Origin of the sequence: Clostridium sp. 1001271st1 H5 (assembly GCF_005845215.1) — a bacterium.
In the GTDB taxonomy this organism is placed as follows: Bacteria; Bacillota; Clostridia; order Lachnospirales; family Lachnospiraceae; genus Enterocloster.
Window position 1 is genome coordinate 1 of record NZ_SPHO01000017.1, and the last position, 11739, is coordinate 11739.

Sequence of the window (11739 nt, forward strand, 5' to 3'; positions counted from 1 at the left end):
AGGTTCTAACCCATGGCTTAGCACCATTTTTTTAGTTCAACTCCGAAAGACAGGTTTCATATGTCGTCAATATCGTTTCCCGCCAGTAATGTAAAGTCTATGTAAATTATGTGTAAAATTTCTCCCGGAGATACATATATTTACAATTAATCTCCGGGACGGAACCGCAGTATTATCCGATTATTGAGTATATTGTTTTTCCATTTTCATACTGATTTTCCAAAAGCGGGCAGGAACGCCTTAACGGGCGGCCTCATGTTCCCGGCCATAGACCTCAATCTGTGTCAGGGCAGGGAAGGGAGAGGGGTCGTCCGCCTTGATGAGCTGACCAAAGGTAAGCCATGTAATGCCTTTGCGCTCCAGACTGATGATGTGGGGTTCCACGCTCTTTTCAAGCTCCACTGTCTCAGAGGTTCCGTCTGAAAAGGTAAATGTCACCCTTTCCCACCAGTTGTCATGAGGGAAGTCCGCCCTGGTATAGAGGACAATCCGGTCAAAATCAACGGGACGGCCGAACTCCAGTGTCATTTGGGCATCATCCTGCATATTGATTCCCCATGACTCATAGGGCCATTTTCCGTGGGACAGGTTCGCCGTCACCCCGTCAATGGCGTTGCGGGCCGCAAACACAGCCTCTCCCCTTGTCTCAACATTGGCGTGGGCATGGGGATAAAAGCCCTGGCCCTTGTGCTGGTCCATGACGTTCTTTGCCAGGTTGCGGTAGGAGCTAATCTCATAGTCCAAGGCATAGCGCACTGTCAGATAGTGGCGCTCCCCTGTAAATGACTTAGGGTTATAGGATGTCTTGCCCTCTGCGAAGGGAACCTCATAGACCAGCTCATCTCCGGCCGCGTAAATGAATGACTCGTCCATGGTATCATCCACACGCATGATATAGAAACAGTTCTTTTCCGGCAGGGAGAATATAATCCTGTCTCCCTCCCCGTATTCGCCCTTCCACGCCAGGACAGCCTGTTCTTTTCCTGCGGCCTCTGCCTTCACCGCACCGTTTTTATCCTTTACTGTAATCTGCATTCCCATGTATATCGCACACTCCTTTTATATCAATTTTTCAGGTTCTTTCATTCTACCATGGAGCGCCGTGGAATACCATATACAAAAAAGTTTAAATGATATAAAATTTTAAGCTGAATTTTAAGCTTTGCCGAATATTCTATTATTTACAAAATTTTTACTTTTTATTCATCCGGGCAGCTGTTTCTGATGTTATAATAGAAAAAATAATGAATGAAGGGGATGATTGGATGAATTGGAATGAAACACTGAGAAACAACGTAACCCGCGCCGAGGAACTGAGAACGTATATGAGGCTTAGCAGCCAGGAGGAGGAACACATGACCCGAATCCTGGAACTCTTTCCCATGACAGTCCCAAGATACTATCTGTCCCTCATTGACTGGAACAATCCGGAACAGGACCCAGTGTTCAGGATGTCCATTCCCTCCATTCGTGAAACCGACCTGTCCGGGGACTTTGATACCAGCGGGGAAGCGGACAACACCGTGCTTCCCGGCCTGCAGCACAAATATATGCAGACAGCGCTTATCCTGTCCACCCACCGGTGCGCCATGTATTGCAGGCATTGTTTCCGCAAACGGCTGGTGGGAATATCCGATGGCGAGACAGCCGGAAACGTGGATGAGATGGGTGCCTACATCGGTTCCCACCCGGAAATCACCAATGTGCTCATTTCCGGCGGGGATTCCTTTCTGAACAGCAACCAAACCATACGCCGGTATCTGGAGGTGTTCAGCTCCATCAGCCATCTGGACTTAATCCGTTTCGGCACCCGCACTCCTGTGGTGCTTCCCATGCGGATTTACGATGACCCGGAACTTCTGGATATTCTGGCCTCCTATGCAAAAATCAAGCAAATCTATGTGGTGACCCAGTTTAACCATTCAAATGAGCTGACTCCCGAGGCAGTAAAAGCCGTCCGGTGCCTGAATGAGGCAGGCGTCATAGTAAAAAACCAGACCGTACTTTTAAAAGGAATCAATGACAACGTGCGGATACTTGGAAACCTTCTAAAGGACCTGACAAGATACGGCGTCATTCCCTATTACATTTTCCAGTGCCGTCCCGTATCCGGTGTAAAGGGCCAGTTCCAGGTTCCCCTGGCAGAAGGCTGCCGTATTGTGGAGGGGGCTAAGAACATGCAGAACGGACAGGGCAAATGCATCCGCTACGCCATGTCCCATGTCACCGGCAAAATCGAAATCCTGGGTCTTATGGAGGATGGAAAAATGCTTTTTAAATATCATCAGGCAAAATACGAAAAAGACCGGGGACGTATTTTCAGCAAGGAGCTGGCGCCGGGGCAGGCCTGGCTGTAAGGCAGAGCCGGGCCGCGGGGCGGTAGCTGAGCCGCGGGGCGGTAGCTGACCCGCGGGCCGGTAGCTGGGCCGCGGGCCGGTAGCTGGGCCGCGGGCGAAAGCTGGGCCGCGGGCGGTAGCTGGGCCGCGGGCGGTAGCTGGGCCGCGGGCGGTAGCTGAGCTATGGGCAGACAATATCGAAGCCGCAGGACATATCCCGATATGGGGATGTCCTGCGGCTTTTCTTGTGCCATGGTTTTTATGCCATAGGCTGCTTATGTATTTACATCAATGACAGATACAGGTTCTTGATATCTTCAAAGGACGGGTCCTTTGGATTGCCCGGACGGCAGGCGTCATCCATTGCGGACTGTGACAGGAAATCCACATCCTCAGGCTTTACGATTTCCTTTAAGTCAGCCGGGATACCTACATCAGAGGACAGCTTCTTCACTGCGTCCACTGCTGCCTTGCGGTATTCATCCTCAGTCATGTTCTCAACGCCTTCTACGCCCATGGCAATGGCAATGTCTTTAAACTTGGTGCCGGTGCAGGGTGCATTGTATTCCATAACCGTTGGCAGGATGATGGCATTGGCAACGCCGTGAGGGGTATCATATAAAGCGCCCAGTCCGTGAGCCATGGAGTGCACAATTCCCAGACCGCAGTTGGAGAATCCCATGCCGGTCAGATACTGGCCCAGAGCCATGCCTTCCCTGCCCTCAGGCTTGTTCTCCACCGCATCCCTCAGGCTGCGGGCAATGACTTCAATGGCTTTTAAGTTAAACATGTCAGTCATCTCCCAGGCCCCCTTCGTGGTATAGCCCTCAATTGCATGGGTAAGGGCATCCATACCGGTGGCGGCTGTCAGTCCCTTTGGCATGGAGGACATCATTTCCGGGTCAACCACTGCCACAACCGGGATGTCATGGGTATCCACACATACGAATTTACGCTTTTTCTCCACATCCGTGATTACGTAGTTAATAGTAACTTCCGCCGCGGTGCCTGCCGTAGTGGGAACTGCAATAATCGGCACGGATGGATTCTTGGTGGGAGCAACGCCTTCCAGGCTTCTTACATCCTCAAATTCAGGGTTGGTGATGATGACGCCGATTGCCTTGGATGTATCCATGGAGGAACCTCCGCCAATGGCGATAATATAGTCTGCGCCGGATGCTTTGAAAGCGGCAACGCCGGTCTGCACGTTCTCAATGGTTGGATTTGGTTTGATATTGGAATAAATCTCGTAGGCAAGTCCTGCATCCTCCAGCACCTTTGTCACCTTGCAGGTTACATTGAACTTAATCAGGTCAGGGTCGGAACATACAAATGCTTTCTTAAAACCTCTTGCCTTTGCCTCATTTGCAATCTCCTGGATTGCGCCTGCGCCATGATAGGATGTCTCGTTTAATACGATTCTGTTTGCCATGATTCTCTTCTCCTTTACTTTGACGGTACGCCGCCGGCCCCATATCATGTGTCAGCGGATTTGCTTGGTTGCTTTTGTTAATATTATAACAACACGGAATTTAAAATAAAAGTGACAAACATCCCTGTCTGTCACTTTCCTTAAAGGTTTGTGCAGTTTCACCATCTGGAATTATGCACAATTACTATTTTACGTCTCTGTTTCAACAGCAGATGTCCATGGATTAAAGAAGCTTTAGTTTCTCAAAAACCTCCGCCAGCTTTGGCGGCATGGCTTCCACCAGCTTATCGGACATTTCCACGGGCGAGTCTTTCATTCCTCCCAAAACCCACTTCACAGTCATGTATACGGAACCCTGGCAGTACATCTCCAGAAGGAACTGAAGCTCCTGGCCCAGGGGCTGGCTGGTCTTCCTGGCAATCAGGTCCGTATAGAACTGCAGAATCAGTTCAAAATCATGTTCCTTCAGCGAGTTCCTGTCATCGGAGCGGAAGGCCTCTGTAAAAAACACCTTTTCATTGAGAATGAACTCAAACTTCTGTGTCAGGCTCTCTCCCACCGTGTGCCCCATGCCAATCTGCTCAAAAGACTGGAGCACCAGCTTATCAAAATACCAGTTTATCAGGTCGTATTTGTCCAGAAAGTTCCGGTAAAAGGTCTGCCGGGTCACACCGCAGCCCTCCACAATGTTCTTGACCGTAATCTTATCCACGGGCGCTGTCTTCATGCACTCCTTGACGGATTCTGCCAGCTTGTATTTTGTTTTCTCCTGCTTTCCTGTTACGGCCATGATATTCCTCCTGAGGCAGGTACTGCATAGTGAGGCCCTGGTACCTGTGTCCTTTTGTAACTATCTCTTCACGCCAGCAGGCAGTGCAGCCATAGTCCTGCTGCACTGCCCGCTGCTTCTATGGACAGTATATCAAATTTTCAGTCCGTCTTCTACCTGTTTTTGAAAATGCTTACCATTGCCTTCCACATCTGTACCAACACGTTCCACATCCGCCTTAAGGGGCTTTCCTTGGTCTTGGCCACTTCCGCGTCCGCAGTCTTGGCCGTGTCATCATCCACACTGATTTCATCGGTGCGCATGACAATCTGAAGTGTCTTAGGCGGTTTATTCCGGTCCGAAGTAAAGGATACCTTGTCTGCAGACGGGTCCATGAACAGGAAACGGTTATCTGTATCAAACTTATCCAGCTCATTGTCAATAGTATCCTTCATGGTGCGTCCTGCCTGGCGCATCACTGTGGTGCTGTCCAGGATGTTCAGGCTCTTATCCAGAAGTTCCATGCTGCCGCGCAGACTGTCTCTGGCAGCCGCGTCAAAATCATCACTGCTTTCTTTTAGTGTGTTCTGGATGATGGTCATTGTGCTGATTCCGCTGTTCAGGGCGTCGGTGGTGCGGCGCACCAGTTCCTGGGAATCATCCAGGGCTGTCTGGAGGTCCGGATAATATACATCCAGAGAATCGTTGAGAGCCTTCAAATCCTCAATCAGATAATCCATGTTGTCAACTATCTCTGCACTGTATTTTGCTGAATCAGATGTATCGTCCATCAGATTTGACATCTTCACTGTCAATGATTTGCTCTGGGCTGATAAATCCTTGAGGACCTCTACCTTTTCATACAGGGACTGTTCAATGGTTGCCGCTGCATCCGCCGGATTGGGACTGCTTAACAGCGGGGCGCTCTTTTTCTCTATGGACGCGCCTGCCATCAAACCGGACAAGCCGGACTTTCCTGTATGCTTTGCGGAACCAATGACTGTACCTGCATCCGGGGTACTGCTGCCGGTATTTCCATCTGCAGATGAACCTCCGCTGGTGCTGCTGCCTTCGGCTGTGCCTCCGCCGGTACTTCCGCTTTCGGTGCTCCCGCTTCCGCCGGTACTTCCGCTTTCGGTGCTCCCGCTTCCTCCGGCACTTCCGCCTTTGGTGCTCCCGCTTCCGCCGGTACTCCCGCCTTCGGTGCTCCCGCTTCCGCTGGTATTTCCACTTTCGGCTGTGCCTCCGCCGGTACTCCCACCTTCGTTCCCGCTTCCGCCGGTATTTCCGCTTTCGGTGTTTCCGCTTCCTCCGGTACTTCCGCTTTCGGTGTTTCCGCCTCCGCCGGTATTTCCGTTTTCGGTATTTCCGCTTCCGCCGGTACTCCCGCTTTCGGTGCTCCCGCCTCCGCCAATACTTCCGCTTTCGGTGTTTCCGCCTCCGCCGGTACTTCCATTTTCGGTATTTCCGCTTCCGCCGGTACTCCCGCCTCCGCCGGTACTTCCGCTTTCGGTGTTTCCGCCTCCGCCGGTACTTCCGCTTTCGGTATTTCCGCTTCCGCCGGTACTCCCGCTTTCAGTCCCGTTTCCGCCGGCACCTCCATCTGGATTATCCTTCCCATCCTCACTGCTGCCGGAATTTCCGCTGCCCTGGTCATTCCCCTGACCATTGTCCTGGCTGCTATTCTGGTCACTTCCCTGGCTGCCGCCTCCGCCGGAGGATGAATGGCTTCCACCGCCGGAAGTTCCATAATCTGCATCATCCATGTCTTCCAGCTCTTCCGCATCCAGTTCCTCATCATAAAGTCTTCTGGCCTTGGCGCTGGAACTCTTATACAGGCTGAGATACGTAAGCAGCGTGTCCTGGGATGCCTGAAGCTGTGTGTCCAGTGCCATAATGGATTCCATGGTCTTCTGAAGCTCCGGCAGGTCGCTGCTGATACCCCCTGCGCTGTTTTCAATGTTCTTAAGTCTGGTCTGCAGCTTTCTCAAGGGGTCCTGCATGTCTCCCAATGTATTGACAATATCATTCATGCTGCTGTGAACCACTTCAGCACAGTCCTTGGCTGTCTGCAGGTGCGGAATCATGGTATCCATCTGCTGTGACACGGATGTAAGCGCTGCCAGTGTCTGGTCATTTCCGGCCAGTATGCTGTCCTTGGAATTGCTCCACTTCTGTCTGGCGTTATCCGCTGAATCCATGCCCTGGCGAACCTGGTTCACACCCTGCCGCATGTTCTCCACAGACTCAGCCATCTGCTCCAGGCTGTCGTAAAGCTCATCTCCCGCATCCTGCCAGGTATCCTTGGCTTCCTTCAGGTCCTTGATATGCTCCAAATCCTCAACCGTTCCCGGCACCATGGCCATAATGACACCTATGGTCTCAAAGCTGTCCGTACCGATGCGCACCGTATAATCCCCATCCTCGCCCGGAAGGGCTGTAAATACCACAGCCGTGGTATCCCCCAGGTTCTGGGTCTGGGAGCCTTCCGCCTCCACACTGTAGCATTTACTCATATCCACAGGCACAGCCACCATGAGCATCATATTGTTGCGGTAATACTCCCTGGCATTGTCACTGGGCTCTGCCTTCACATTGATTTCAATAAGCCCGGAAGCCCCTGCCAGCTTATCGCCGTCTGTGGGTACTCCGTTAAGCTTGTAGGATACGTCAAAATCCCAGGGCAGCACAATCCTGTCTTTATCCACAGCACATTTATAGTAAAATCTTCCTCTCTGGGCCTCCGGAAGCTTCCATGTGACGGTCCCGTTCCCCAGCACCGGTTCAATGCTGTTGGACATGTTAATCACAGCCCCATAGGTACCGTAATCCGTAAACTCGGTCTGTCCATTGAGGCCCACTCCCTTTACCACGTTAATCTTATCCACCCTGCCGTAATAATCCAGGTTCACATACATGGTTTCATCCACGTCAACGGTGGCTTCTGCTCCGTATGCTGGTACGCCGCCGGTGCCGGTGCAAAGCATGACAAAGACCATTCCCGCTGCCATGATTCTCTTATAATTCATTCTCATCGCTTTCCACCTCCGCTGGTTCAAAATCTGTCCGTCTCAACGCAGACGCCTTATTGACTACGGCGCCTAATCCCGCCTTTATCAGTGCCTTCCGCTTTTCATGGCGCCGTTTCAGATGTTTCTGCAGGCGGTCCCACTCATTGCTGGTAATGATACGGTCAAAGAGCACCAGGAGAGCCGGCAGCACGGTCAGCACCAGAATTACGCTGAACAGCGCTCCTCGTCCAATCAGGTGTCCCAGGTCCCCTATGGCCGCTGTGGTTGATATGAAATGTATAATATATCCCGCCAGTATGATGATGGTTCCCGAAGTAAAAATAGAGGGACAGGACAGCATCAGGGCCTGGATACACGCTTCCTTCTTCTCCATGGTTTTCCTGCAGGACACGTAGTTATTGGTCAGCAGTATGGAATAATCCACTGTGGCCCCCAGCTGGATGCTGCTCACTATGATATAACCCATGAACACCATGGTATCCCCTGCCAGATACGGCATGGCCATGTTAAGGAAGATTGCCGCCTCAATAGGCACCATGACAATCATTGGTATGGCAAAGGACCGGAAGCTGAACATGACAACCAGGAACACACCCAGCATGGATAACAAGTTCACCCTGGAGTTATCCGCTGTGATGGTGGTTTTAATATCCTGGGTGGAAGGCGTTTCCCCCACCAGATAGGAATTCTCCGGATAATACCGTTCCAGGATATCCCGGATTTCATCCGCTCCCTTAAATGCCTGTTCACTCTCTGTCTTTGTCCGTATGTAAATGAGCATCCTGCAGTAATCCTTTGTGTGAAGCTCACTGGTAATGGAATAGGGCAGGAAATCCTCCGGTATGCCCTCCGGCAGTGTATTGGACAGGGAGGTCACACTCTTTACATAGGGAAGGTCCTCTATCTCATCGGACATTTCCCGCTCTGTCACTGCCGAAGTATTGGGATACATGGCCAGCATCATGTTGCTTCGCCCAAATTCCCGGACAATTACCTGGTCGTCCGCATAGACCTGGGTTCCCTCGCTGGCCCCCACAGCACTGTTGCCGTACAGAAAATCATTCATTCCCTGGGCCACATAAGCAGGCGGCGCCAGAATCAGCATAATGATAAGGGATGCGTAGCGCACCCTGTAAACCCATTCGCTGAATTTCCGGAAGGGCGGAAGGAAGGGGCGGTGCCGTGTCTTATCATTCCACTTGGAAAACTTAAGAATCATGGCCGGCATAAAGAACAGCACGGTTATCAGGCTGAACACGATTCCCTTTGCCAGCACCAGACCCATATCGAACCCAATGGTAAACTTCATGGATACCAGTGCCAGGAACCCCACCACGGTGGTCAGGCTGCTGGCAAATATGGAGTTGATGGCAGCGTCAATGGCATTGACCATGGCCTGCTCTTCTGAACAGCCCTTCTGTTTTTCCCTTGAAAATGCATCCAGAAGGAAAATAGAGTAGTCCATGGAGGTTGCCAGCTGCAGCACCATAGCCACATTGTTGGTCAGGAACGAGACTGTCCCAATAAAAATATTCGTGCCCCGGTTTAACAGAATGGCCACTCCCATTACCAGCAGGAAAAGGAAGGGCTCAGACCATGCCGTGGTGCTGATGCACAGAACCACAAATATCATGATGACGGCAACGGTAAGAATGAGATTCATTTCGCTCTCCACATTTTCCGTCAGGGATTTATTCTGAACCGCCATTCCCACATAATATCCCTTATCTCCTGTGATGGCCTTCATCTCGTCAATGGCCTGGGATGTCTTCTTTGCCGTATCCCCCTCATCAAAGGTGATATCCATGACAGCGCAGCCGTCCTTGTAGTAGTCCTCAATGTCCTCCTGGCGTATAAAATCCTCGCCTGAATAGATATTCACCGTGCTGTCGCACCAGAGAATCTGGTCCACACCATCCACTGCTTCCAGCTTATCCTTATACTGCTTTGCCTCATACAGGCTCACATCCTTAATCATAAGCCTGGCAGTGCCCGGATAGCCGAATTCGTCCTCCATCAGGTCCAGCCCGATACAGGACCTGGCTGATGCTGGCAGGTACTCTGTCAGGTCATAATTCACATTTACAAAGAGCATCGCTATCAGTGAAAAGACACACCCTGCCACAAATACGCTCTCAATCCATCCTTTTTTATGTATGATAAATCTAGCCATGCGGAAGGAAAACTTATCCCCTGCCTGCATCTCCTGCCCTTTTACCCTGTGCATCCTGTCCTTTATCCTGCCAAACAGCTTCTGTCCCATATTCCATGCTCCTTATGCCGCCGCCTCATGGCGGCCATGCCCCGCGGCCTTATACTTCCCTCTGCATTCCCGCTGACCGCGTTCCTGCCCCATACGCCCGCCGCTCTGCGCATTCCCCCGCCTACCGCATCAGAATCACCATAAAATACTGTTTCCCGTCCTTCTCCCTGTGAGCCATGCCCAGACGGCGGTAATATTCCATGGAATACTTCCGGTCGTTCTTGGACTGGCGGCGCTTATCCAGCTTTTCTTTTATTTTGTCAAATGCCTCTGATGCATCCCCGCAGTCCCTTACATACAGCTCCAGGCAGGAGGCATTCCTTCTGTAATTAATAAGGGAAAGGTAATCGTTAATAGTCCCCTCTCCGGGAATCCTGTCATCTGCATATCCCCCTTCCATGGCTCCGTCCAGTCTGTGGTCCGCCGCCTTGTTGAGGGCCATATCCATCTGAAAGCCTGCATACCGGTCATAAACACGGTGCATGTCACCGTCATATTCATCTTCGCGGTCAGGGTATTCCTCAAAATATAAATCCTTCTTTTCCTCATTGAGCTGGTCAAATAAATCCTGGGCCATATGGCCGTAGCATCCTGCATCGTAGGCCCCTCCGCCTGTATTCTCCACCCAGCCGGCTGAAACCAGGGCTCCCTGTGCTGAAAACTCATATTTTCCATTATCCAGTATCAGCTCTCCCAGGTTCATGCCTCCGTCTTCATGGAAGTAATACCACTCTCCGTCCACCTCCCGCCAGCCGGCAGCCATGGCCCCGCTCTCGTCCATATAATAGGACCTTCCGTCCGCACTGAGCCACCCCTTATGTAAACTTCCGTCCTGGTCCAGCCAGTACCATTTTCCATCTGCCTGGTTCCAGCCCGGAACAAACGAAGCAGCCCTTGCCTGTGCCTGCTCCTGTGTCTGTTCCTCCGCCAGGGCCGTAACGGTCACGGACCCATCAAGGGCCCACAAAACTCCCGCCGTAGCCAGAATCACTGCATATGTTCTATATTTCATGCCCCCTGCCCCCGTTTCTTATATATATATCTATTATACATCTTTTATACCGTTAAACAACTTCTATTTTGTTAATTGACTTTTGTTTATTTATTGACTATAATGGATTATAATAAATTATGGCAAAAATACAATGATTAATTTCCATTATTTTGACGGTTAATCAACAAATTTACCATTTTTGTCTAGAATACAATTGTTAAATATTTGTAAATATGCGCAAACCTATATAAACAAAAGGAGGAACAGATAATGGGCATGGAACCTGTGGACCGCCGGGTACGCAAGACCCGCAGACAGCTTCGCGAATGTCTAATAACATTGCTCAAGGAGAAAAAGGTCCAGGATATCACGGTCCGGGAGCTGACTGACATGGCCGACTTAAACCGTGGGACCTTTTATCTCCATTATAAGGATGTGTTTGACCTTCTGGAAAAAACAGAAGCAGAACTCCAGGAAGATTTCAACCAATTGGTCTGTAAGCACGGAGCTGTGGATTTAAAACAGCGTCCATCCGTCATATTCAATGAAATATATTCCTTAGTATATGATAATGCGGACCTGATTGAGATTCTTCTGGGTGAGAACGGAGACTTGAATTTTCTAAACCGTCTGAAACAGCTTATACGTGAAAAATGCCTGAAGGACTGGATGGAAGTATTCCGCTCCGGCAATGCTGCTGCTTTTGACGCCTTCTTCTCCTTCATCGTATCAGGGTGCATCGGCCTGGTACAGTACTGGCTCCAGACCGGCCTCAAAGAAACGCCGGAACAGATGGCAAAGCTGACAGAACACATCATTACCAAGGGAATTGGTGTCCTGGAAATCGACCCCTACGTATAATGCCGTCTGAACAGTTACCATTTCCTATAGATAATTTCTTAATATATAGTGT

General features: G+C 50.7%; 8 protein-coding genes. 2 read left to right on the forward strand and 6 right to left on the reverse strand.

Annotated features, from left to right (window positions below; genetic code table 11):
- Nucleotides 1-240: 240 nt before the first annotated feature.
- Entirely contained in the window at nt 241-1041 is an 801-nt protein-coding gene (locus FGS84_RS21925) for a carbohydrate-binding protein (protein ID WP_138310447.1), read from the reverse strand.
- 224 nt (nt 1042-1265) lie between these two features.
- Between FGS84_RS21925 and FGS84_RS21930 the strand changes: the two genes are divergently transcribed.
- Complete coding sequence (locus tag FGS84_RS21930) at nt 1266-2357, forward strand: KamA family radical SAM protein (RefSeq protein ID WP_138310448.1); 1092 nt, start codon at nt 1266-1268, stop codon at nt 2355-2357.
- A 262-nt stretch (nt 2358-2619) separates the two neighbouring features.
- Here FGS84_RS21930 and fucO read toward each other — a convergent pair whose 3' ends face one another.
- From fucO to FGS84_RS21960, 5 genes are all read right to left on the reverse strand, one after another.
- The gene (gene fucO / locus FGS84_RS21940; protein WP_138310450.1) at nt 2620-3768 is read right to left on the reverse strand and encodes a lactaldehyde reductase; all 1149 of its coding nucleotides are present in this window, start codon (nt 3766-3768) and stop codon (nt 2620-2622) included.
- A 223-nt stretch (nt 3769-3991) separates the two neighbouring features.
- Nucleotides 3992-4558, reverse strand: coding sequence for a TetR/AcrR family transcriptional regulator C-terminal domain-containing protein (locus FGS84_RS21945; RefSeq protein WP_138310451.1), 567 nt, complete (start codon nt 4556-4558; stop codon nt 3992-3994).
- A gap of 152 nt (nt 4559-4710) precedes the next feature.
- Entirely contained in the window at nt 4711-7572 is a 2862-nt protein-coding gene (locus FGS84_RS21950) for a methyl-accepting chemotaxis protein (RefSeq protein WP_138310452.1), read from the reverse strand.
- Nucleotides 7556-9832 carry an efflux RND transporter permease subunit gene (locus FGS84_RS21955; RefSeq protein WP_243130037.1) on the reverse strand — a complete coding sequence of 759 codons (2277 nt, stop codon included), beginning with the start codon at nt 9830-9832 and terminating at the stop codon, nt 7556-7558. Before FGS84_RS21955 ends, FGS84_RS21950 begins: the two co-directional genes overlap by 17 nt.
- 121 nt (nt 9833-9953) lie before the next feature.
- Nucleotides 9954-10844 carry a hypothetical protein gene (locus tag FGS84_RS21960; protein ID WP_138310453.1) on the reverse strand — a complete coding sequence of 297 codons (891 nt, stop codon included), beginning with the start codon at nt 10842-10844 and terminating at the stop codon, nt 9954-9956.
- Between the two features lie 252 nt (nt 10845-11096).
- Here FGS84_RS21960 and FGS84_RS21965 point away from each other — a divergent pair, with 252 nt between their 5' ends.
- Complete coding sequence (locus FGS84_RS21965) at nt 11097-11687, forward strand: TetR/AcrR family transcriptional regulator (RefSeq protein WP_138310454.1); 591 nt, start codon at nt 11097-11099, stop codon at nt 11685-11687.
- Nucleotides 11688-11739 lie beyond the last annotated feature (52 nt).

What these genes read in the sequence shown, in the direction of transcription:
- FGS84_RS21925 (WP_138310447.1), bottom strand. Translation starts at nt 1,041, where the DNA reads ATGGGAATGCAGATTACAGTAAAGGATAAAAACGGTGCGGTGAAGGCA.
- FGS84_RS21930 (WP_138310448.1), top strand. Translation starts at nt 1,266, where the DNA reads ATGAATTGGAATGAAACACTGAGAAACAACGTAACCCGCGCCGAGGAA.
- fucO (WP_138310450.1), bottom strand. Translation starts at nt 3,768, where the DNA reads ATGGCAAACAGAATCGTATTAAACGAGACATCCTATCATGGCGCAGGC.
- FGS84_RS21945 (WP_138310451.1), bottom strand. Translation starts at nt 4,558, where the DNA reads ATGGCCGTAACAGGAAAGCAGGAGAAAACAAAATACAAGCTGGCAGAA.
- FGS84_RS21950 (WP_138310452.1), bottom strand. Translation starts at nt 7,572, where the DNA reads ATGAGAATGAATTATAAGAGAATCATGGCAGCGGGAATGGTCTTTGTC.
- FGS84_RS21955 (WP_243130037.1), bottom strand. Translation starts at nt 9,832, where the DNA reads ATGGGACAGAAGCTGTTTGGCAGGATAAAGGACAGGATGCACAGGGTA.
- FGS84_RS21960 (WP_138310453.1), bottom strand. Translation starts at nt 10,844, where the DNA reads ATGAAATATAGAACATATGCAGTGATTCTGGCTACGGCGGGAGTTTTG.
- FGS84_RS21965 (WP_138310454.1), top strand. Translation starts at nt 11,097, where the DNA reads ATGGGCATGGAACCTGTGGACCGCCGGGTACGCAAGACCCGCAGACAG.